Annotated in this window: 18 protein-coding genes; 6 read left to right on the forward strand and 12 right to left on the reverse strand. The window is 66.3% G+C overall.

The features are described 5' to 3' along the window. Positions 1-15: 15 nt before the first annotated feature. Positions 16-1,590 carry a CocE/NonD family hydrolase gene (locus BW38_RS19535; protein WP_032974711.1) on the forward strand — a complete coding sequence of 525 codons (1,575 nt, stop codon included), beginning with the start codon at positions 16-18 and terminating at the stop codon, positions 1,588-1,590. Positions 1,591-1,709: 119 nt separating this feature from the next. Here BW38_RS19535 and BW38_RS19530 read toward each other — a convergent pair whose 3' ends face one another. The 3 genes from BW38_RS19530 to BW38_RS19520 are packed head-to-tail and all read right to left on the reverse strand — an operon-like array spanning position 1,710 to position 4,717. Next, entirely contained in the window at positions 1,710-2,732 is a 1,023-nt protein-coding gene (locus BW38_RS19530) for an NADP-dependent oxidoreductase (RefSeq protein ID WP_032974712.1), read from the reverse strand. Positions 2,733-2,784: 52 nt separating this feature from the next. After that, a complete protein-coding gene (locus BW38_RS19525) occupies positions 2,785-3,573 on the reverse strand; it encodes an SDR family oxidoreductase (RefSeq protein WP_025874510.1) in 789 nt (262 codons plus the stop codon). Between the two features lie 46 nt (positions 3,574-3,619). Next, positions 3,620-4,717: an alkene reductase gene (locus BW38_RS19520; protein WP_032974713.1), complete on the reverse strand. Its 1,098-nt coding sequence runs from the start codon at positions 4,715-4,717 to the stop codon at positions 3,620-3,622. Between the two features lie 144 nt (positions 4,718-4,861). Here BW38_RS19520 and BW38_RS19515 point away from each other — a divergent pair, with 144 nt between their 5' ends. Continuing rightward, positions 4,862-5,443: a TetR family transcriptional regulator gene (locus BW38_RS19515; protein WP_025874512.1), complete on the forward strand. Its 582-nt coding sequence runs from the start codon at positions 4,862-4,864 to the stop codon at positions 5,441-5,443. 61 nt (positions 5,444-5,504) lie between these two features. On the opposite strand, the gene BW38_RS19510 is transcribed toward BW38_RS19515, so the two are convergent. Then, positions 5,505-6,200 (reverse strand): type 1 glutamine amidotransferase domain-containing protein, encoded by a 696-nt coding sequence (locus tag BW38_RS19510; RefSeq protein ID WP_032974714.1) that lies wholly within the window; start codon positions 6,198-6,200, stop codon positions 5,505-5,507. 16 nt (positions 6,201-6,216) lie between these two features. After that, on the reverse strand, positions 6,217-7,152 hold the full coding sequence (locus tag BW38_RS19505) for an NAD-dependent epimerase/dehydratase family protein (RefSeq protein ID WP_032974715.1): 936 nt from the start codon (positions 7,150-7,152) through the stop codon (positions 6,217-6,219). A gap of 174 nt (positions 7,153-7,326) precedes the next feature. On the opposite strand from BW38_RS19505, the gene BW38_RS19500 reads away from it, so the two are divergent. Then, positions 7,327-7,779 carry a MerR family transcriptional regulator gene (locus tag BW38_RS19500; protein ID WP_032974716.1) on the forward strand — a complete coding sequence of 151 codons (453 nt, stop codon included), beginning with the start codon at positions 7,327-7,329 and terminating at the stop codon, positions 7,777-7,779. 26 nt (positions 7,780-7,805) lie between these two features. On the opposite strand, the gene BW38_RS19495 is transcribed toward BW38_RS19500, so the two are convergent. Further along, entirely contained in the window at positions 7,806-9,467 is a 1,662-nt protein-coding gene (locus tag BW38_RS19495; protein ID WP_032974717.1) for a fatty acid--CoA ligase, read from the reverse strand. A gap of 25 nt (positions 9,468-9,492) precedes the next feature. Then, a complete protein-coding gene (locus BW38_RS19490; protein WP_152543254.1) occupies positions 9,493-11,337 on the reverse strand; it encodes a 3-hydroxybutyrate oligomer hydrolase family protein in 1,845 nt (614 codons plus the stop codon). A gap of 88 nt (positions 11,338-11,425) precedes the next feature. On the opposite strand from BW38_RS19490, the gene BW38_RS19485 reads away from it, so the two are divergent. Then, positions 11,426-12,100: a response regulator transcription factor gene (locus tag BW38_RS19485; protein WP_025874518.1), complete on the forward strand. Its 675-nt coding sequence runs from the start codon at positions 11,426-11,428 to the stop codon at positions 12,098-12,100. A 7-nt stretch (positions 12,101-12,107) separates the two neighbouring features. Here the strand turns inward: BW38_RS19485 and BW38_RS19480 are convergent, their stop codons facing one another. The 4 genes from BW38_RS19480 to BW38_RS19465 all read right to left on the reverse strand — a co-directional run bounded on the left by BW38_RS19480 (position 12,108) and on the right by BW38_RS19465 (position 19,056). After that, the gene (locus BW38_RS19480; protein WP_032974718.1) at positions 12,108-15,440 is read right to left on the reverse strand and encodes a PAS-domain containing protein; all 3,333 of its coding nucleotides are present in this window, start codon (positions 15,438-15,440) and stop codon (positions 12,108-12,110) included. Positions 15,441-15,509: 69 nt separating this feature from the next. Then, positions 15,510-15,995 carry a MaoC family dehydratase gene (locus BW38_RS19475; protein ID WP_235189872.1) on the reverse strand — a complete coding sequence of 162 codons (486 nt, stop codon included), beginning with the start codon at positions 15,993-15,995 and terminating at the stop codon, positions 15,510-15,512. Beyond that, positions 15,992-16,870: an alpha/beta hydrolase gene (locus BW38_RS19470; RefSeq protein ID WP_032974719.1), complete on the reverse strand. Its 879-nt coding sequence runs from the start codon at positions 16,868-16,870 to the stop codon at positions 15,992-15,994. The genes BW38_RS19475 and BW38_RS19470 overlap by 4 nt, the downstream gene beginning before the upstream one ends. A gap of 11 nt (positions 16,871-16,881) precedes the next feature. Then, positions 16,882-19,056, reverse strand: a complete 2,175-nt coding sequence (locus BW38_RS19465; protein WP_032974868.1) for a TonB-dependent receptor — start codon at positions 19,054-19,056, stop codon at positions 16,882-16,884. Positions 19,057-19,237: 181 nt separating this feature from the next. On the opposite strand from BW38_RS19465, the gene BW38_RS19460 reads away from it, so the two are divergent. Continuing rightward, the gene (locus tag BW38_RS19460) at positions 19,238-20,641 is read left to right on the forward strand and encodes a GntP family permease (protein WP_032974720.1); all 1,404 of its coding nucleotides are present in this window, start codon (positions 19,238-19,240) and stop codon (positions 20,639-20,641) included. Between the two features lie 87 nt (positions 20,642-20,728). Then, a complete protein-coding gene (locus tag BW38_RS19455) occupies positions 20,729-21,733 on the forward strand; it encodes a PHB depolymerase family esterase (protein WP_032974721.1) in 1,005 nt (334 codons plus the stop codon). A gap of 117 nt (positions 21,734-21,850) precedes the next feature. On the opposite strand, the gene BW38_RS19450 is transcribed toward BW38_RS19455, so the two are convergent. Beyond that, a complete protein-coding gene (locus tag BW38_RS19450) occupies positions 21,851-22,891 on the reverse strand; it encodes a methionine synthase (protein ID WP_032974722.1) in 1,041 nt (346 codons plus the stop codon). Positions 22,892-22,927 lie beyond the last annotated feature (36 nt).

The following is a 22,927-nucleotide window of genomic DNA, read 5'->3' on the forward strand; positions in this document are numbered from 1 at the left end:
CGGGGAGAGACGACGATGCGCAAGGTATTGCTGCTGTTGATCCTGCTGACCGGACTGGCGCCCACCGCCTGGGCTGCCACGGTCAAGACCACCCACCGCACCCTTCCCAGCTGGGACGGCACGCCCCTCGGGGTCTTTGTCATCGAACCCCAGGACGCAGGTGGCGGCAAGTACCCGCTGCTGGTGATGCCCAGCAGCTGGGCCGTTCCCAGCGTGGAGTACGTAGGGGTGGCACAGTCGTTGGCCAAGCGCGGCTATGTGGTCCTCAGCTACAGCTCGCGCGGCTTCTGGGAGTCCGGCGGGGCCATCGATATTGCCGGGCCGGCCACGGTCGAGGATGTCAGCGCATTGATCGACTGGGCGCTGGACAACACCCAGGCTGACCCGGCGCGGATCGGCGTCTCGGGCATCTCCTACGGCGCCGGCACCAGCCTGCTGGCGGCGGCACGCGATCCCCGCATCAAGGCGGTGGCCGCCCTCAGCGGATGGGCCGACCTGCAGGCATCGCTGTACGCCAACGACACCCCCAGCGCACAGGGAATCGCGCTGCTGGTGGCCGCCGGCCTGGTCACCGGCCGACCCGGGGCAGAGCTGGCCACGATCAACCGCAACGTGTTGGTCGGCAACTACCAGGGTGCAGTGGAATCGCTGCTGCCCGTGGCCGCCATCCGCAGCCCCGCTGCGAGCATCAGCGAGATCAACGCCAACCAGCCGGCCGTGTTCCTGGCCAACGCCTTCAACGACAGCCTGTTCCCGCCGGGTCAGCTGGTGGACTTCTTCAACCAGCTGAAAGGCCCCAAGCAGCTGCAACTGCGCCACGGCGACCATGCCCTCAACGAGGCCTTGGGCGCACTGGGCATTCCCAACGAAGTCTACGACTCGGCGGGCGACTGGTTCGACCATTACCTCAAGGGCGTGGCCAACGGCATCGACCGCGAGCCGGCGGTGCAGCTGAAGTCGCAGAAGGGCAGCTGGAGCAGCTACCCGAACTGGCAGGCGACCAACAGTGGTGCGGTCAGCTACGCGTTGACCGCACCCGGCGGCCTGCTTCTGCCCACCGGGGGGCTGGTTGAAAACGGGCGCAGCAATGGCTGGAACTACCGCATCGGCAGTGGCCTGGCAACCGCCGCCAATTCCGGTGTGGCGATGGTGTCCGGCTCGCTGCAGATGATCAACCTTCCGCCGGGTGCGTACGTGCCTTTCATCGGGCGCAACGCCGCAGGTGTCTGGCAGGGGCCGGTGTACTGGAACGCACGCCGCCTGGACGGCGCGCCGGAAGTACGGGTGACCGTTACCCCCAGCCGCGCCAACACCACGCTGTATGTCTATCTGTACGCGGAAGATGTGCTGGGCAATGGCCAGCTGATCAGCCACAAGCCCTACACCCTGCGAGGCGTTGCGCCCGGCCAGGCGACCACCCTCGATCTGCGCCTGGAAGCGAGCAGCTGGAACATTCCGGCGGGCAGCCGGCTGACGCTGGTGGTCGATACGGTGGACCTGCGCTATGCAGGCATCAGCCAGTTGGGCGGGGCGGTGACCTTCAGTTCGCCCGCGTCCGCACCATCTGTGCTGAAGGTGCCGTTGCATTGAATCCATGCCGCGCCCGCGGATGCGGGCGCTCCCTGTGCGCACGGTGGCCACCACGTGCTGGAGTCAACGCTTGCCGGCCGTCCTGTATCGGGACGCTCCTTGTCCGCTCAGCGTACTCCTCAGGGCTGCACGTGCCGTGTCTGCACCATCTGCACCACCACCTTGCCCTTGGCGCGGCCGCCGTCCATGTAGGCCAATGCTCTGCCGGTTTCCTCGAAGGGAAAGACCGTGTCCACCACCGGGCGCAGGGCGCCTGACTCGACCAGTGCCGTGACCTGTTCCAGCTGTTGCCCATCAGCACGCATGAACACGAAGCTGTACCGGATGTTCCTGCGCGCGGCCTTGCGGCGGATGCGAAGGCTCAACAGGCGCAGCACCTGCCGAAGCGGCCAGGCCAATCCTCTTGCCGCACCGAATGCTGGCGTGGGTGGCCCGGAAATGGAAATCAGGTGACCGCCGGGCTTGAGGATGCCGAGAGATCGATCGAGTTCGTCGCTGCCGAGGCTGTTGAGGACCACGTCGTAGTCACGCAGCACGGCAGCGAAGTCCTGCTGCCGGTAATCGATGACGACGTCCGCACCCAGTGCCTTCACCCAGGCAACGTTGGCCGTGCTGGTGGTGGTGGCGACGAAGGCGCCCAGGTGCTTGGCAAGCTGGATCGCAATCGTGCCGACGCCACCGGAGCCGGCCTGGATGAAGATCCGCTGTCCCTTCTTCAGTGCTGCGGTTTCGACCAGCACCTGCCAGGCGGTCAGTGCCACCAGTGGCAGGGCAGCCGCCTCGACCATGCCAAGGTTCTTCGGTGCAGGTGCTACCGACGAGGCCTTGACCGCGATGTACTCGGCAAATCCGCCGATGCGATCATCGTCCGGGCGGGCATACACCGGGTCGCCCGGTTTGAACCGGCCTGCGCGATCGCCGACCCGCACCACCGTCCCGGCCACATCGTTGCCCAGGATCAACGGAAAGCGATAGGGCAGGATCTGTTTGAACTCGCCGTGCCTGATCTTGCTGTCCAGTGCATTCACGCCTGCGGCATGAACCCGGATCAGGACATCCTCGTCGCCCACTTGCGGCTCGGGCACGTCGGCGATGCGGCCGACGTCCTTGCTGCTGTAGCGGTCAATGATGAAGGCTTTCATGGCGGACGGTTCCTGCAGTGATGGGGCCGGGTGGATGCAACGGAGGCCGGCCTCAGGCGCCGGTGCGGTAGCGCTCTGCGGCGTGCGCCTGGCGGATGTCGCCGAGCAGGGCCTGACGTGCGCCATCCAGCGTGTCCCAGCGTTCGGCCACGTGCAGCGGCGGAATGGTCACCGTTTCGCGACGATCGAAGCCGACCAGCGCTGCATCGACCAGTTCGCCAACGTCCATCACTTCAGCAAGCGTGGTGATGTCGATACCGGCGCGTTCCCAGATCTCGGTGCGCGTGGCAGCGGGCAGCACCGCCTGCACATGGACGCCCTTCGGGGCCAGTTCCTGGCTCAGGCCCTGCGACAGGAACAGCACATACGCCTTGCTCGCGCCGTACACGGACATGCCGAACTCCGGTGCAAGGCCAACCACCGATCCGATGTTGACGATCGCGCCGTTGCCGGCACCGACCAGCCGCGGCGCAATAGCGGCGGCCAGGCGCGTGAGCGCGGTGGTGTTCAGGGTGACCAGGCGTTCGATGGCGTCGGCCGACTGTGCGAGGAAGTCGCCGGACTGGGCGATACCGGCATTGTTGATGAGGATGCCGATGCGCGCATCGTCGCGCAGCCGTGCCTCGACCGTGGCCAGCGCGTCAGCCTGGGTGAGATCGGCCGGCAGTATGTCCACCGCCACGCCGGTCTCTTGGCGCAGTCGCGCGGCGAGTGCTTCCAGTCGGGCGCTGTCACGCGCGACCAGGACGAGGTCATGCCCGCGCCGCGCGAAGCGGTCGGCATAGGTGGCACCGATGCCGCTGGAAGCGCCGGTGATGAGGACGGAAGGGAGGACGGACATGATGGGCTTCTCTGGACGGGGGACGTGTCGGATGCGGGCGGCCGCGTTACTGCGCGTGCGCTTCAGCCAGGGTGGGGTAGTCGGTGTAGCCTTCGGCGCCACCGCCATACAGCGTGGCCGGGTTCAGTGCCGCCAGCGCTGCGCCGCGCTTGAGGCGCTCGACCAGATCGGGGTTGCTGATGAACGGGCGACCGAAGGCGACCAGATCGGCCTTGCCTGCGGATACACGGCCGCTGGCCAGCTGCAGGTCGTAGCCGTTGTTGGCCAGGTAGGTGCCGTTGAAGCGACGGCGCAGCCCATCGAAGTCGAACGGTGCCACATCGCGCGGGCCACCCGTGGCGCCCTCGACCACATGCAGGTAGACAATGCCCAGCGCGCTGAGTTGATCGACGATGTAGTCGTACTGGGGCTGCGGATCGCTGACGGTGGAAATGGCATTGGCCGGCGACACCGGCGAAATGCGCACGCCGGTGCGGTCAGCGCCGATTTCGCGCGCCACCGCAGCGGTCACCTCAAGCAGGAGGCGGGCACGGTTCTCGACCGAGCCGCCATACGCGTCGGTGCGCTGGTTGGCCCCGTCCTTGATGAACTGTTCGAGCAGGTAGCCGTTGGCGCCGTGGATCTCCACGCCGTCAAAACCCGCTGCGATGGCGTTGGCAGCGGCCTGGCGGAAATCGTCGACGATGGCGGGCAGCTCGTCGATGTCCAGGGCGCGCGGCTCGGACACATCGACGAAACCATTGTTGACGAAGGTCTTGGTCTGCGCGCGGAGGGCCGAGGAGGAAACCGGCGCGGCGTTGCCGGGCTGCAGGTCGACGTGCGAGATGCGGCCGACGTGCCACAGCTGCACGAAGATGTGCCCGCCGCGTGCGTGCACCGCATCGGTGACGGTGCGCCAGCCGTCGATCTGGTCCTGCGTGTACAGCCCCGGGGTGTCCTGGTAGCCCTGCGCCTGCGCTGAGACCTGGGTGGCTTCGGTGATGATCAGGCCTGCTGATGCGCGCTGGGCGTAGTAGGTGCTGGCCAGTGGACTGGGCACCAGGCCCTGGCCGGCGCGGTTGCGCGTCAGCGGTGCCATCACGATGCGGTTGGCCAGCGTCAGCGGGCCGAGGGGATAGGGCTGGAAAAGCGTGGCATCGGACATGGGAGGGTGGGCTCGTCTATGGAGGAAGGGTCTGGATCAATGATGATGACCATCATCATTGATGTCAATGGTTTGATGATGAATATAATCTATGTGTGTTAAAGTGCCCTCCACACGCGACAGGACTCCCAAGGGCGAAGGCTCATGAAGGTCACCAAGGCACAGGCGCAGGCCAACCGGGCACACATCGTCGAAACCGCCTCCACGCTGTTCCGCGAGCGCGGCTACGACGGCGTTGGCGTGGCCGACCTGATGGCCGCCGCTGGCTTCACCCATGGCGGCTTCTACAAGCATTTCGGCTCGAAGGCCGACCTGATGGCCGAAGCAGCCGCCTGCGGCCTGACCAGCTCGGCTGCAGCGGTGGCTGATCTGGATGTCCAGGCATTCGTGAGCGAGTACCTGTCCCGCGCGCATCGCGACGGGCCCGGCCAGGGTTGCACGCTGGCGGCGCTGTGCACCGATGCGGCGCGGCAGACGGACGCGGTCAAGGCTGCCTTTGCGGCCGGCATCGAGGCCAGGCTGGCAACACGTGCCACGCAGGAGGGGCAGGCGCAGCGCGATCCGGACGATGCGGCGCGTGCGCGCAGGATTGCGCTGATGGCTCAAGCGGTCGGCGCGCTGGTGCTGTCGAGGTCCTGCCCGGACGAATCGCCGCTGGCGGACGAAATCCTGGATGCATGCCGGGCGGATCTGCTGGCCCGGTTGCCAGCTGCGTCCAGCCGCTGAGCTGCGCCTTCCAGCGCCAGGACGTGCTGGAGGACGCAGCGCTGAAAGGCAGTGGTCAGTGCTAGCCGGACGTGCGCAGCAGCGCCGCAACCGCTTTTGCCGTCGCCTTGGCCGACTGCGGATTCTGGCCGGTGACCAGCCTGCCATCGACAACCACTTTTGGCACGAACGGCAGTAGTCCCTTCTCGTACAGGGCTCCTCGCCGGGACATTTCCGCCTGCGCGTTGTACGGCATCTGCCTGGAAACACCCGCCAGGATTTCCTCGATCCAGGAGAATCCTGTTACCCGCCGGCCCTGCACCAGCAGTTGCCCATCGCTCAGCCGGGTATTGAGCAGGCCGCAATAGCCGTGGCAGACCGCCGAGACGATCCCGCCCTGCTCATGGATGTCCCGTGTGATTTTCTGGATGCCCTCGCTGTCCGGGAAATCCCACATCACCGCATGCCCACCGGTGAAGTAGATCGCGTCGTACGCGGCAGCGTCGACGTTGTCGGGGGCGAGCGTGTTGTCCAGCAGTGCCATGCGCGCCGGATCCTGCAGCCATGCCTTCGCCGAATGGTCCAGCGCCGGCCATTTCAGCGAGCGCGGCTCAAGCGGTGAGTGCCCGCCGCGTGGGCTGACCAAGTGCTGTTCATGGCCTTGCCCGGCGAACAGGTCGTAGGCATGCGTCAGTTCCGACAACCAGAGCCCGGTCCTGTGGCTGGGGTCATCGTAATGCGCGACGTTGGTGACAACATGAAGGATGCGACGGTTCATCAGATACGCCTCTGGCTCATTTTCCGGTTTCCCATTCGTGCTTGATCTGCCGCAGTCCTGCGTCGTAGCTGGTTACGGGAAAGTCGGGAAAGCGCTGCTTGAACTTTCCGGATTCGAAGCGATTGTCATGCTCATAGCGCGGCAGCAGCTCCCGGATCTCGCGCGCACCTTTCGAGAACAGGCCGGCGATGTACAGCGCAGTCCTGCCGAGGGTGGCATGGGTGTCCGGCCTGCCGAACACAGTGCAGGCCAGGGTGGCGAACTGGGCATAGGTCAATCTCGGCTCACTGCAGGGCAGATGCCACGTCTGGTTCTGCGCGTCGGGCGTATTGCCCAGCAGTGCGAGCGCGCGACTGGCGTCGGGCGTCCAGATCAGCGTTCTGAGGGTATCGTCGCGCAGTGGCACCCGCGGCGACTTGCCAGCCTTCAGCCTGTCGATGACGAGGGCATTGGTGAAGCTCTGCGTGCTGCCCGGGCCATAGAATTCCGGTGCTCGGGCGATGGTGACGGCGATGCGCCCGGCTGCCATCTCATCCAGGACCATGCGCGCCATCTCTGCGCGCACGCGTGCCTTCCTGCCGGCCGGCGCGAACACGGTGTCCTCGGTCTGCGCAGCCGCCGTCTGCGGATACATGTAGGTATTGTCGAAGTACGCAAATGCAGCGCCGGTGGCGACGGCGGCATCCAGCGCGTTCTTCAGCATGGAAGGAAACTGCCGCTCCCAGAGCCCTGAATCCGGCGGCAGCCCTGCGGTGAAATAGACGATGTCGCTGCCTTCAACGGCTTTCAGCGTCTGCTCTGCGTCCAGCAGGTCCGCCGGCACAAGCTGGTCGCCCGTGTTGACCGGCCGCGGCGTGCGGCTCACCAGGCGAAGGTCGTCGGTGTAGGTGCGCCTCAACGTGCGCGCCAGTTCCTGGGCGATCTGGCCGTTTGCTCCCAGAATGGTCTGCATCTCTTTTCCTTGGGCGTCTGGGCCTCTGATCGCCCGGGGTGGAAGTTCAGCCCAGGGCGCCCGCATTTCAGTGCCGCGCGGGTGCTCGCCAGACCGCCGTCGGCAACCTCTCACGCTGACGGTCGCGGCAGTGTATGTTTAAAGTCAACTTGAAGGTCAAGGGGCAGTGGCAGAATGAAAATCGGGGATCTGGCCAAGGCCACGGGCCTGGCCCCATCGCGTATCCGGTTCTATGAGGCCGAAGGCCTGATCAGCGCGCCGCCCAGGGGGAGCAACGGCTACCGGATCTATTCCCCGGACGTATTGGGCGTGCTGCAGATCATCGACAACGCGCAACGCGTCGGCTTCTCACTTGATGAGATCCGGCATTTCCTGCCTGGGGGCACGCAGGCGTGCGATCACCAAGGCCTGGTCGAGTCGCTGGGCAGGCGCCTGGCCGAGATCCGACGCTTGATCCTGCAACTGCAGGAGAACGAAGCGCGCCTGCTGGGCATCATCGAGGGTGTCACCCAACGTCCTGAGGGCATTTCCTGCACCGACAACCAGGTCAGGCTGATGGATCTGCTGGATCCTCCACGGCGCCAGCGGGGCGGGCGCGCAGGGCGACCAGGTAGAGGAATGAAGTGACCCTCTGTTGGCCGCAGGCCGCAGCGTCAACCTGCGTCGGTGGCTGCGCCCAGATCATGCAGGCTGCGCAGCTTCTTCTTGTTGATCTTGCCCACGCTGGTGCGTTCCAGCGAATCGACGAAGCTGACGCGGTCGGGGATCGCGTAGCGGGAGATATCACCGGAGCGGCTGCGTGCTGCGACCAGTTCGATGATCTCCGCCTCGGTCACATCGCTGCCGTGCTGCCGGACCACCAACGGCAGCGGTCGTTCGCCCCATTTCGTGTCGCTGATGCCGATCACCGCAACCTCGTTGACCGCCGGATGCAGGGCGATGATGTCCTCCAGGGCGAGCGAGGAGATCCACTCGCCACCGGTCTTGATCACATCCTTGATGCGGTCGGTCACGCGCAGGTAGCCGCTGCCATCGATGTTGCCGATGTCCCCGGTGTGCAGGTAACCGCCGGCCCATAACGCCGTCGAAGCGTCCGGATTGTGCAGATAGCCGTGGGTGAGCCAGGGCGTGCGCACTACCACTTCCCCGGTGGCGATGCCATCGTGGGCAACATCATTCATGCGTTCGTCGACGATGCGCAGATCCACCAATGGCACCGGAATGCCGGCCTTGGTGCGCAGGGACAGCTCCTCGTCCGGGCCGTCCACGGCGTCGGCATCGATCTGCGCGAGGGTGAGCAGCGGGCAGGTTTCGGACATGCCGTAGCCGCCGAAGATGTCGATGCCACGGGCCAGTGCCTGCTGCGCCAGGGCCCGCGGTAGCGCCGCGCCGCCGATGATTACCTTCCAGCGGCGCAGGTCGGTATCGGCAGCAGTGGGATGGCCCAGCAGCATATGCAGGATGGTCGGCACGCAGTGCGAGAACGTCACCTTCTCGCGGGCGATCAACGCCAGCAACGCGTCCGGCAGGTAGCGACCGGGGTAGACCTGCTTGATGCCAAGCAGCGTGGCCACGTACGGCATGCCCCAGGCATGGACATGGAACATCGGCGTGATCGGCATGTAGACATCGTCGCGGTGCAGGCGGCCCTGGCTGGACGCGCTGCCGAGGGCTGCCATCGCCGCAAGCGAGTGCAGTACCAGTTGCCGATGGCTGAAGTACACGCCTTTGGGCAGGCCCGTGGTGCCGGTCGTATAGAACGTGGTGGCGCGGGTGTTCTCGTCGAAGTCCGGGAAGCGGGTGATGGGCGTGGCCTCGCGCAGCCCGGCCTCATACTCGGTCACGAAACCCGCTGGCAGCGGGCCCTCATCATCATCCAGCAGGATGCGCGTGCGCACGTCCGGCAGCTGTTCTTCGATGGCGTCCAGCACCGGCAGGAACTCGCGGTTGGCCAGGATCACCCGCGCGCCGCTGTGATTGAGCGTATAGGCAATCTGCTCGGGCGCCAGGCGGATGTTCACCATCATCAGCACCGCTCCGATCATCGGCACGGCGAAATAGCTCTCCAGGTAGCGGTTGCTGTCCCAGTCCATCACCGCCACGGTATCGCCGCGCTTTACCCCCAGTGAGGTCAGCAGCCCGGCCAACTGGCCGATGCGCGCCTGCAGGGTGCGGTAGTCGAAGCGGACCTTGTCGCCGTAGACGATCTCCTGCCGTGCTCGCACTGCCAGAGGTGTCAGCAGCAGCTGCTTGATCAGCAGGGGGTAGGCATGAGGCTCGGCGGCGGGCGCGTCTGCGGCGGTGGCGAATGACATGTGATCTTCCTGATGGGGCGGCGCGTCAGCGGCCGGGGGGCGCGGGAATGGACAGCTGCTCGCGCAGCAGCGGCGCTTGCGCGCGTGGGCTCGGCTGGATGAGTGCATCCTGCGGCAGCGCTCGCGCTGGATCTTCAAGGTGTTCCCACACCTGGTCCATCGCCGCGAACAGGTAGGGCAGCAGCGGGACGTAGCGCTTCCGGTAGTCCGGGAAGGCCAGCAGCGAGTCGAAGTGCTGTGCCTTGTTCACCCGCCAATAGGCAATCTGCGCCCCGGCCTTGCGGGCAAGTGGCACGTAGCGATCACTGGTCATGCTGATCGGTACCAGCCCGTCGTCCAGGCCATGGATGACCACGATTGGCAGGCCGCGACGCGGCGCCTTGGCAGTCGCTGCGGCGATGCCGGCGCGTACCCGTCGGGCATCGGCGCTGTCGCCCTCGCCGAGTGCACGCAGGCAGTTCAGGCCACGCAGCGGATCAGCTGCTGCCCCGGTGGCATTGCCGTCCACCAGAACCACGCCGCTGCCCGGCGGGATGCCACTGCCCTCGCTCCACCAGGTTGCACGAACCTCGGCCGTGGCCGCGTGGGGTCTGCCGTCGGTGCCGGCGGCCGAGAAGCTGTACGCGCACGGATGTTCGCCCGCGGCGTAGCGTCCATAGGCTGACGAGTAGGTCGCTGCGATGGCGCGCCACAGATCGAAGCCGGTGGAGAATGCGCCGGCGCGAAGTGCATCGGCGCTCAAGCCCGCGTCGAGCAGCTGCTGCCGTGCCGACCGCGCCTGTGCCGCGGTGTCATCACCTTGCACCGACCCAGCGGATTTCAACGTGGCACATCGCTGGGTCCACCCCGGCACGGCCTGCGCCCGCATCGGCGGTTGTGGCAGATCGTCCTCCGTCAGCAGGGCACAGGGCATCAGCAACGCGGCCTGGGTGACGAAGTCGTACAGCGGCGGAGCGCCTGCCACCGAGACATTGGGTTCGCCGGCCACCATTGCATCGAACCAGTCGCCTTCGATCTCCGCCGCGCGCAGCACGGCGCCACCGCCATTGGATACGCCCACGCCGAGCGTGCGTGTGTTGGCCGCAGTGAATGGGGCCGATTGCGGATAGGCACGGTCCAGCACCTGCAGGCCGAACTGCAGCGCCTGCAGCAGATGGCGGCCCCAGTCCGCTTCCGGGTTGTCACCGGAATGGGCATGTTTGAAGGCGATTCCCTGCGTGGCTGTCGCACCCGCAGGAATGAAGGCCAACGCGCCTTGGCTGGCTGGCGTGCCGTCTGCCTGGAAGCCGACCTTGGCGTCCAGATCGTAGTAATCACTGCCGGCGCCCTTGTCGGTATAGGCGACCGCGCAGCCATGTGCCAGGCCCCAGCTGCCGGCAACCGCGATCGCGCCATGGATGCCACGCGAACCGGAAGATGCCGCGACGACCAGGCAGCGCCGCGCGGCGTCGAAGTTGTCGGGCACCTGCACCAGCACGCGGTGGGGATGGCGCGCGCCGGGAACGCGCGCATAGGCGGAGAACTCGCGCCCGGGTACCGCCTGCAGGCTGCCGTAGACATCGCCAAAGCCGCCGCCGGGTGTCAGGTCGGCGATGCCGCGCCAGCTGCTCCAGATCGCACGACGCCGGACTTCCTCGGCCGTGGGCTGGGCCGGGTTGGCAAACGCCGGCGCGGTGGCCGAGCGCAGGGCGTCGATGCCCAGGCCTGCGGTCAGCAGTTCGTCGCTGCCGCGATGCACGGTTTCCTGCCACTGCTCGAACACCGGAACAGCGGTAGTGGGGCGGGGCGGGGCGGCGTGGGTGCTGGAGATGCTGCCCAGAAGCAATGGCAGCGCGGCGCACAGCAGCATGACGGGGCGGTGGATGTTCATTGCTACACCCTAACCATCCGGGCGGCGCACGCCAGCGTACCTTGGTACCCGTGCCCGGGCGCAGGCGATTTGCTAACCTCGGCTGGACATGCCGACCCTGCTCATCGCCGATGACCACCCCTTGTTCCGCGCGGCGCTGCATCGCGCCGCCGAAGAGGCGGTGGCTGACCTGCAGATCAGCGAGGCCGATTCGCTGCACGGCGTGCTCGAAGCGATCGAGAGCCAGCAGATCGATCTGATGCTGCTGGACCTGCACATGCCGGGCAACCACGGCCTGGCCGGACTGGCGACCATACGCGCGTTGCAACCGGGGCTGGCGATCATCATCGTTTCGGCCAATGAAGAGCCGCACGTGATCCGCCGCGCCATCGACCTGGGCGCAGCCGGGTACCTGCCCAAGAGCTCGGGCCTGACCGACCTGCAGTCCGCACTGCAGACCGTGCTGGAAGGTGAGCGCTGGATACCGGCGCTGCTGCGCGAGCCGGTGGCGCGGGTGGCGCCCTTCAGCAAGGACGCCGATCTTGCCGCGCGCTTGTCCAGCCTGTCCGCGCATCAGTACAAGGTGCTGAGCCTGGTGGCCGAAGGGCTGCTCAACAAGCAGATCGCCGACCGGCTGGGCGTGCAGTTGCGCACGGTCAAGGCACACATGACCCGCATCATGGGACGACTGGGCGTACGCAATCGCGCGCAGGCCATCCGCGTGCTGCACGAGATGGGGTTGACCGACCCATCCCGGCAGATCGAAGACGCGCAGGACGCCTGATCCTTCGTCAGGTCCTTTCCGTGCTGGCCGTTGCCAGCAGATGGTTGATCGCCCAGCGCAGCGCCAGCGGCTTGAACGGCTTGTTCAGCAGTGACAGGCCCACACTGCGTACCGCCTCGCGCGTGTCATTGCCGGTATCGGCGCTGAGGATCACCGTCGGCCGCGCGCCATGTACGGTGACGAGGCGCTTCCACAGTGCGACGCCGGTATCGCCCTCATCAAGGTGGTAGTCGAACAGCCACAGTGCCGCCTCATGTGCGGACGCACCCAGCGCAGCGACATCACGCGCCGCGATGACATCGCAGCCCCAGGCAAGCAGCATCAGCCGCATTGCCTCCAGCGCCTCCGCATCGTTGTCGACCACCAGCACGCGGATGCCCTTGATGCTGCTGTTGCCAGCGGCGGGCTCAGTGCGTGGGGCCTCAGGCGGCGCTGCACGCGCCACGGTGATGGAAAAGGCCGAGCCGCGATCCAGTTCGCTTTGCAGTTCCAACGGTGCATGCAGCAGGTCGGCAATGCGGTGCGCGATGGTCAGGCCAAGACCGAGGCCCTGGCCATTGCTGCGGTCGCCACGGTGGAATTCCTCGAACACCACGGCTTGTTGCTCCGGCGCGATGCCGGGGCCGCTGTCATGCACGCCGATCGACAGTGCCTGGCCGTGCCGGCGAACGCCCAGCAGCACGCCGCCACGGCGGGTGTAGCGGATGGCGTTGGCCAGGAAGTTCTGCAGTACGCGGCGCAGCAGCAACGGGTCGCTGTGCACCCACACGCGGGTGCGCACATGGCGGAACTGCAGGCCGCGCGCCGCGGCCAGCACCGCGAACTCCTGCGCAAGCGGCTCCAGCACGGTCGACAATGCGAACGGGCGCGGATCGGCCACCAGGCCACCGGCTTCCAGTCGCGAAATATCCAGCAGGCCCGACAGCAGATCGTCGGTGGAATCCAGCGCGCCGCGAATCTGGCGCAGGAAACTGTCCAGGAATTCCGATTCGATGTGCTGCGACATGGCGTCGGTCAACAGCTGCGCCGCATGCAGGGGCTGGATCAGGTCATGGCCGACCGCAGTCAGGAAGCGGGTCTTGGCCACGTTGGCGCGCTCGGCTTCATGTACCGCCTGCTCCAGCCGGGCGGTGCGGTCCTGTACGCGACGCTCCAGGGTTTCGTTACTGCGCTTGAGCGCGTCCTCTGCCCGCCGGAAGGCGGTGACATCGGTGAAGGTGGCCACATAGCCGCCACCGGGCATCGGGTTGCCTCGGATCTCAACGATGGTGTTGTCCGGGAAAATCCGCTCGGAAAGGTGCGGCGTGCCGCGCCGCATGTGCACCACCCGCCGCTGCAACGCCTTGTCGCGCGAGTCACCAGGGGTGTCGCCGATCTTCAGCTGTCCCAGTGCCCACGCCGTCAGGTTCGACACCGGCTGCCCCACCTGCAGCAGCTCCGGCGGGAACTTGAACAGCGCGGCGTAGCGGCTGTTCCAGGCCACCAGCTGCAGCTGCGCATCGACCACGCTGATGCCCTGGCTCATGTTCTCCAGGGCGGCCTCCAGCAGGCGCTGGTTGAAGCGCAGCACTTGGGTGGCTTCACCGACCGCGCGGGTAACAGCGTCCAGCGGCGCTGCGCCACCATCGCGTGCCGCCTCCACCAGCAGCCGCGCCATGCCTGCACCGACCACGGCGGTCAGTTCGCGCTCGATGGCAGTCACCCGGTCGTCGTCCAGCATCTGCCCGGCGTGCCCGTCCATCAGCTGGCGTGCCCGTTCCTGGCCGAGGAAGCGACCAGCCGTCTTGCGCAACGATGCAGCAGCCACCGCGTCGCGCTGCCGAGGCACAGAAGGACGCACCGCGCGCGACACCAGCACCACGGCTACCAGGTTGACGGCCAGGCTGGCGCCCATGCTGATGGCGATATGGCCCGGCTGCATGCGCAGCGAGAACATCGCCAGCCAGTGCAGTCCGTCGGGACCGGCCGACGCCAGCGGGGCAGGGAGCACCATGGGCAGCAGCACCAGCCACAACCAGACCAGCGAGCCCAGTACGATGCCGGCGATGATGGCCGGGGAGGGCGTGCGCGGACGGTACACCGCCAGCAGCACCGCCGGTGCCAGCTGCGAGAGCGCGGTGAACGACATCAGGCCGAAATCGCTGAGCGCCTCGGTGCCGCTCATCGCACGGCTGTACAGCCACGACATCAGGAACACGGCGAGGATGCCGGCGCGCCGGAAGGCCAGCACCCGCGGTCGTAGATCCGCGCCGGTGTTGAAGCCATTGACGCCGCTCAGCAGGCGCGAGCCCACACCGTGGTTGCCGAGCATGATCGACAGGGTCAGCCCGGACAGGATCATCATGCCGGTGGCGGCACTCAGACTGCCCAGGTATGCCAGCAGTGCCAGCAGGTGATGGCCGCGCTCCTGCGGCAGGGCCAGCACGTAAAGATCCGGCGTCATCGAGGGCGGCAGCTGCGCGGCACCGGCCAGTGCCATCGGCACCGACGGCAGGCCGATCAACAGCAGGTAGACCGGGAACAGCCAGCGCGCCGTCTTCAGGTCCGACGACTGGCGCAGCTCGACCACGCCCACATGGAACTGATGGGGCAGGGTGAACGCGGCCATGGCACCGAGCGCCACCATGATCAGGTAATCCGGCACCACCGCCGGCGGCGGCAGGTGCGCCATCTTCTCAAGCAGCGGCGTGCCGGCCTTGTGCACCGATAGCGCGGCATACAGGCCAATGGCCAGCAGTGCCGTCAGCTTCAACAGCGATTCCAGGCCCAGCGCGACCACGATGCCGCGGTTGTGTTCGGTCGCCGATGCCTTGCGTGCGCCGAACAGGGTGGTGAACGCCGCCATCGTCAGCGCGAACCAGAACGACACGTCCAGCTGCCAGCCAACGGGTGCGAACTGATCACCGAGCAGGGCGGCAAGGCCCTGGCTGACCGCTTTCAGCTGCAGCGCGATGTAGGGAATGATGCCGAACAGCGCGACCAGGGTGATGGTGATGCCCAGCCCTTGGTCGGCACGCAGGCGCGCGACCACCAGGTCGGCGATGGTGGCACTGTTGTGCTGCTTGGCCAATCGGCCCAGCCGCACCAGGAACGGCAGGCCGAAGGCAAAAATGAGGGCCATGCCGATCAGTGTCGGCGGAATCGGGAAGCCCCATTGCACGCCCTGCGAGGCAGCCCCGTAGTAGGTCCACGCCGTGCAGTGCACGCCCAGTGACAGCGCGTAGATGGCTGGCCATACCTTCGACAGCCGATGCCCCTGGCGTTCCCCCCACAGGGCGACGCCGAACAGCAGCACGGTCCACGCGATGCAGGCGAACAGGACGATGGAAGGCGTCAACATCGCTCCAGTGTAGAGAGAACCGCGGCCGGCGGGCAGCCGGCCCGCCCCGCGCGGGAGGACGGTGCGGCGCTAGTCGGGGAGCACGATCAGCGACAGCTGTTCGGCGACCACGGCTGCCTCGCCGGCGGGAACCACTTCCACGGTCTTGTGCTGGGTCAGCAGCCACTGCCCGGGCCTGCGCGCTTCCAATGACATCAGCTGCGAGCGCACCCGTACCTCGGAACCGCTCGGCACGGGCGCCAGGAAGCGGACCTTGTTCAAGCCGTAGTTCAGTACGTGGGCGATGCCGGGAAAGCCGGCCAGGGCCGCCACGTCGTCCTCTACGGTAAGCGAGAGCAGAAGGAAGCCATGGGCGATGGTCTGCCCGCCCGGCAGGCCGGTCTGTGCGCGGGGGGGATCGGTGTGGATCCAGTTGTGGTCACCGGTGGCCTCGGCGAAGGCATTGATGCGCGACTGCGCGATGCGCGTGCTGCCGCTCAGCCGCTCGCTTGCCGCCCATTGGTGCAGGGCCTGCAGGGCGGCAGGCAGCGCATCCCTCGACACGCCGGAACTCATCGCACGCGATCCAGCAATGCCAGGATCGCGTCACGCGCCTCGGGCTCGGACAGCATCGGTGCATGACCCACCTCCGGTACTTCGACGAGGCGGGCGTTGGGCGATGTAGCTGCCATCTGCTGCGCGACATCGGCAGGCAGGATGTCCGACAACGCCCCACGAACCACCAGCACCGGCACGCGTGCGGTCAGCCCACGCACCGCGCGCCACAGCACTGGGCGCAGCAGCCACAGCACCCACGGCCGGGTGGTGCGGATCACCGCCGGGTCGTAGTCCAGTTCCAGCAGGCCATCGCTGCGCTGGCGGAACGTGCGTACGGCCATCGCCCGCCAGTCGTCGGCGGTGAAGCGCGGGAACGCGGCCTTGCCGATGGATTCCACATAGGTCGTGGCCTGTGCCAGGTCCATCGGTGGCACGGGCTTGCCGGCGTACTTGCCGATCCGCGCCAGCGCTTCGCGCGGCACCTTGGGGCCGGCATCGTTCAGAACTGCCGCGGCGATCAGCCCGGGCGCACGCGAGGCCAGGGTGATGGTGACCAGCACCCCCAGCGAGGTGCCGACGAATACCGCCTTGTCGATGTTCTGCGACCGCAGCAGCGCCACCATGTCGTCGGCATAGGTGCGCGGGTTGTAGCTGGACGGGTCCGATGCGCGTTCCGAACCTGCGCGTCCTCGCAGGTCAACCGCGATCACCCGCCAACCCGCAGCAGTCAGCGATGCGGCCAGCGCATCGAAGTCGGCGGCATTGCGGGTCAGGCCGGGGATGCAGACCACGGTGCCGCGGACCGGCTGCGCGCCTGCAGGAGCATGGTCACGCGCATGCAGGTGCAGGCCATCGTCACTTTTCCAGTACAGATCATCGTAAGACGGTGTCATGCAGAAGCTTCCTAGAAATCGTAACGGACGCTGAGGCTATATTGGCGCGGCGGCCCATAGAAACCAATCAGCGTGCCGACCGCCGGAATGTTGTAACCGGTGGTGCGGTATTCCTTGTCGGCCAGGTTGGTGCCCTGCAGCGAGAAGGTCCAGGCGTCGTCAAGCTTCCAGGTCAGGCCGGCATTGACCAGCCCGTAGCCGTCCTGGCGGATCACCGGGCTCAGATCGGTGGTCGGCCACACTTCACTCTGGTAGCTGTAGCTCACCCGTGCGGACAGGTTGCTGCCATTGGCCAGGTCGGTGCGGTACTCCACGTTCAACGCGCCCGAGAAGTCCGGTGCGTTGGTGAACTTCATCTGCTTGGCCACATTGACGCCGCGGTCCATGTACTCGTCATACTTGGCATCCAGCCAGGCCAGGTTGCCGGAGATCAGCCAGTGCTGGCTGGGCAGGTACTGGTACTCGATTTCCAGGCCGTTGATGGTGCCGGCGCCGGCATTGGTGAAGTCGCCGAAGAAGGCATCGTCGACACCGTCGCCGTTGGTATCGATGCCGGTGAACACCGACAGCTGGATGTCCTTGTACTTGTTGTGGAACGCCGACAGGTTCAGGAACAGGCGCTGGTCGAGGAAGGCCATCTTGCTGCCGATCTCGAAGCTGTCGACCGTCTCGTCATCGAACGGCTCGGCCGAGCGTGGCACGGCAACGGCATTGGCGCGGATGTTGTAGCCGCCGGACTTGAAGCCACGCGTAGCCAGGCCGTAGACCATGATGTCCGGGGTGATCTGGTAATCCAGCGACACCTTGGGCGAGACGTTCTTGAAATTGGTCTTCTTGTCGAAATCGGCGGCGACCGCGATCGGACGGGTGAACGTCGCATCGGAGTAGAAGCGGTTGAGCACGATCGCGCGCTTGTCCTCGTCGGTGTAGCGGGCGCCGACGTCCAGCTTCAGCTTGCTGGTCAGGTCGAACGTCCAGTCGGCATACAGCGCGATGCTGTCGGTGAGCACCTTGCCACGGGTGTCGCCGAACTGCAGGTTGAAGAAGTTGTTGCGGATCTGTCCACCGGCCTCGCCACTGAACTGGTACAGGCCCACCACGCCGCGCACGCGGCCGCCGGCATCGTAGTTCAGCTGCACCTCGTTGCTGACCTGGTCGTCATGGTAAGTGCCACCTACATCGGCCAGCTTGACCGGCGTGCTGTCGAAGTCGATGTTCGCGTCGCTGTCCGATTCGCGCTTGGCCACCACGTATTTCAGCGCAACGTCTTCGCTGGGCCGCCAGTTCACCGTGGCCGAGGCGCCCTTGGTCTCCACGCTGTTGAGGTTGCGCATGCCCGAGCGGATGTCGTAGCGGTCATCCATCGGCGGGTAGGCGCGCACGAACGGGTTGGGTGCCAGCATCTTCGAGCCACGCATGCCGGACTGGTCGTCGATCCAGTCCAGGGCGAACTGCACGTCGAAGTCGTCGCCCGCATACGCACCCAGGTTGAAGCGTGCGGCATTGATCTGCTTGTCACTGACCGGCTGGTTGGTGAAGGTGTTCTCGCCGAAGCCGTCACGATTCATGCTGGCCACCGCCACGCGCGCGCGCAGGCCGCTGTCGGCCCCGCCGATCGGGCCGCCGATCGCCGCCTTGGCGTCCAACTGGCTGTAGTTGCCGACGGTGATCTGGGCGAAGCCTTCGGTCTGGGTGGGCAGGCCGCGCGAGATGTACTTGATGGCACCGCCAATGGTGTTCTTGCCGTACAGCGTGCCCTGCGGACCGCGCAGCACCTCGATGCGCGAGACGTCGAACACGTCCAGCAACGCACCCTGCGGACGGGCGATGTAGACGTCGTCCAGGTAGATGCCCACGCCCGGGTCAGCGCCCCAGGTAGGGTCGGACTGGCCAACACCGCGGATGTAGGCGGTGACCGTGCTGCTGGCGCCGCGCGCCGCGTAGATGGTCAGGTTGGGGACCTGTCCATCAAGGTCGCTGATGTCCTGGACGTTCATCTTGTCCAGGGCTTCGGACGTAAAGGCGGTGACGGCAACCGGCACCTCCTGCAGGGTTTCCTCGCGCTTGCGTGCGGTCACCGTGATGCTGTCCAGGTTGGTGGCCGAAGCGGTGCGGGCGGCTGCCGGCGCGCCCTGCGGTGCGTCCTGCGCCAGAACCGGCCCGGTGGCCAGCAGTGTGCCGATCATCAGGCTCAAGCAATTCCGTTTCATTCGGTCCTCCCCCAAGGCATGTACGCGGCGAATGGCCCATTGCCACCCATGGACGCTAGGCTAGCGGCGCGGTTGCGCACCGGCGAGTGGACCTAGGTCCAGTCGGCAGCGGTCGCCAGATCCGGATACTGGGCGCGTCCCCACCCGGAAGCGCCGTATGTCGTTACTGATCGTACTTGCAGCGCTGGCCTTCCTCATCCTGGTGGCCTACCGCGGTTACAGCGTGATCCTGTTCGCGCCCATCGCCGCGCTTGGCGCAGTGCTGCTCACCGATCCCTCGCTGGTGGCACCGATGTTCACCGGCTTGTTCATGGACAAGATGGTTGGCTTCCTCAAGCTCTACTTTCCGGTGTTCCTGCTGGGCGCGGTGTTCGGCAAGCTGATTGAACTGTCCGGCTTCTCCCGCTCGATCGTGGGTGCGGCGATCCGCTTGTTCGGACCGCAGCGGGCGATGCTGTCGATCGTGCTGGTGTCGGGCCTGCTCACCTACGGCGGCGTGTCATTGTTCGTGGTGGTGTTCGCGGTCTATCCGTTCGCGGCCGAGATGTTCCGCCAGAGCAACATCCCCAAGCGCCTGATTCCGGCCACGCTGGGGGTGGGCGGCTTCAGCTTCACCATGGACGCATTGCCGGGCACGCCGCAGATCCAGAACATCATCCCGACCACGTTCTTCGGCACCGATACCTGGGCGGCTCCGGTGCTGGGTACGCTGGGCAGTGTGTTCGTGCTTGCGGTGGGCATGGCCTACCTGGAGTGGCGTCGTCGCGCGGCGGTGCGCAGTGGCGAAGGCTACGGAGACCCGGCCACCCTGGTGAACGAGCCGGCGCCGTTCGCAGGCACCCATCTGGCCCACGCGGGCATTGCCGTGCTGCCGTTGCTGCTGGTGTTTGTGTCCAACAAGCTGTTCACCCTGGGCATACCGCACTGGTACGGTGCGGAGCACAGCTTCGTGCCGTCGATCATGGGCAGCGCCGCGCCGGTGGTGCAGGGCGTGGCGAAGATCACCGCAATCTGGGCCGTGCTGGGGGCGCTGCTGGTTGGCATCCTGTCGGTGCTGGCGCTGGCCTGGCGCCCGGTGGTCACCCAGTTTGCCGAAGGCACCAAGGCGGCGATCGGTGGTGCCGTGCTGGCAGCCATGAACACCGCCTCGGAATATGGCTTCGGCGCGGTCATCGCCGCGTTGCCCGGCTTCATGGTGGTGGCCAACGCGCTGGGGGCGATCAAGGACCCCCTGCTGCATGAAGCGGTCACCGTAACCGGTCTGGCCGGTGTCACCGGCTCTGCATCGGGCGGCATGAGCATCGCCCTGGCGGCGATGTCGGAGAGCTTCATCGCCAACGCGCAGGCTGCCGGCATCCCGATGGAGGTGCTGCATCGCGTTGCCGCGATGGCATCGGGCGGCATGGACAGCCTGCCGCACAACGGTGCGGTCATCACCCTGCTGATGGTCACCGGGCTGACCCATCGGCAGGCCTACAAGGACATTTTCGCAGTGACCATCATCAAGACCCTCGCGGTGTTCGTGGTGATCGGCATCTACTACGCCACCGGCTGGGTTTGACAGCGGCGTCGCAGCACCCTCTGGAAGGTCGGTCCACGAGGATTTCCGGTACCACTTCATCCACGACTCACGCATGAGGATCTGCTCATGAAATCTGGAATCGATTCAATCAAGGCGCTGATGCTGCTGCTGTGCACCTGGCTGGCCGCCACGGGCGCCGCCTCTGCGGCAGACCCACCCGGGCATTGGGACGTTGGCCTGTACGGCAATCTGTTCGGCGCCCGCGAGTACCAGGTGTGGGTGCCGGCCGGCTACGACGAAACGCGGCCACTGCCCCTGTTGCTGGTGCTGCACGGCTGCGTGACCGGGCCGAACCTGATGGGCGAGGCCTCCGGCTTCAACGAGGTGGCCGACACCGAAGGCTTCATCGTGGTCTACCCGCGGCAGAACGTCACCTCCAACCCCGCACGCTGCTGGAACTGGCAGCTGCCGATCAACCAGGCGCGCGACAGTGGCGAAGCCTCCATCCTGGCCGGCATCGTGGACAAGGTGAAAGCGGGCTACAGCATCGATCCGCACCGCGTGTACGTCACCGGCATTTCCGCCGGCGGGGCGATGACTTCGATCATGCTGGCCTGTTATTCGGATGTGTTCGCGGCGGGCGCGATCCACTCCGGCGGCATGTACAAGGGCGCGACCACGATTTCCGGCAGCGCCTATGCGCTGTTGGCCGGCAGCATCTACTCACCGGACAGCAACGGGCGGCTGGCCTGGCAGTGCTCGGGCTCGCCGTCGCCGCGGCCGATCCCGGTGCTGGTCTTCCATGGCACCGCCGACGCCACGGTGAACCCGATCAACGGGCAGCAGGCCGTGCGCCAGTTCCTGCAGACCAACGACCTGGCTGACGATGGCGTGGACAACGACTCGGTGAAGTACGTGCCGACCAGCACCTTCCACGGCCAGGTGCCGGGTGGGCGTGCCTACACGGTTGACTCCTACACCTATGGCGGCAGGACGCTGGTGCAGCATTACGTGGTGCAGGGGATGGGGCATGCCTGGAGCGGCAGCCAGTCCCGTTTGCCGTTCACCGATCCCAAGGGGCCCGATGCCACGTTGATTACCTGGCTGTTCCTGAAGGATCAGCAGCGCTGAGTGTGGGGGCACAGGAGCAGGGGAGGCGGCGCCAGTGTGGGAGCGGTGGGCTCCCGCACTGGCGCGCGGCCTTTGCCTCATCCATCCAAGCGTGTGCGCCCGCATGCGCACTCGTGCTCAGCCGCGGGCCAGAAGCTCGTCGCGGACGATCTGTGCACCTGCGCTGAGCGCGCGCAGCTTGCCTCGTGCTACGTCACGCGACAGCGGCGCCATGCCGCAGTTGGTGCTGGGGTAGAGCTTGTCAGCATCCACGAACTGCAGGGCCTTGCGCAGCGTGTTGGCCACTTCTTCCGGCGTCTCGACCGTGCTGGAAGCCACATCGATGGCACCGACCATCACCTTCTTGCCGCGCACCAGCTCGATCAGGTCAATCGGCACGTGCGAGTTGTGGCATTCCAGCGAGATGATGTCGATGCTGGACGTCTGCAGCTTCGGGAACGATTCTTCATACTGGCGCCATTCCGAACCCAGCGTCTGCTTCCAGTCGGTGTTGGCCTTGATACCGTAGCCGTAGCAGATATGGACCGCGGTTTCGCACTTGAGCCCTTCGACCGCGCGCTCCAGTGCAGCGACACCCCAATCGTTCACTTCGTCGAAGAACACATTGAAGGCCGGTTCGTCGAACTGGATGATGTCGACGCCGGCCGCCTCCAGTTCCCTGGCTTCCTGGTTGAGGATCCCGGCGAACTCCCAGGCCAGCTTTTCGCGGCTCTTGTAGTGCGCGTCATACAGGGTGTCGATCATGGTCATCGGGCCCGGCAGCGCCCATTTGATCGGCTGCGTAGTCTGCCTGCGCAGGAATTTCGCATCTTCCACAAACACCGGCTTCGGGCGGCTGACAGCGCTCACCACGGTGGGCACACTGGCGTCGTAGCGGTCGCGGATGCGGACGGTTTCACGCTTCTGGAAATCGACGCCACTGAGGTGTTCGATGAAGGTGGTGACGAAATGCTGCCGTGTCTGTTCGCCGTCACTGACGATGTCGATGCCGGCGTGCTGCTGTTCCTGCAGGGACAGGCGCAGGGCATCCTGCTTGCCTTCAATCAGGCCGTCATCCTGCAGCTTCCAGGGCGACCAGAGCTTTTCGGGCTCGGCCAGCCAGGAGGGCTTGGGCAGGCTGCCTGCGGTGGAGGTGGGGAGCAGTTTCTTCGTCGACATTGCGTCTTGTGTCCTGAGGGGCGAATGGAAAAGCGG

The organism is Stenotrophomonas sp. RIT309 (genome assembly GCF_000632045.1).
Classification (GTDB): Bacteria; Pseudomonadota; Gammaproteobacteria; order Xanthomonadales; family Xanthomonadaceae; genus Stenotrophomonas; species Stenotrophomonas indicatrix.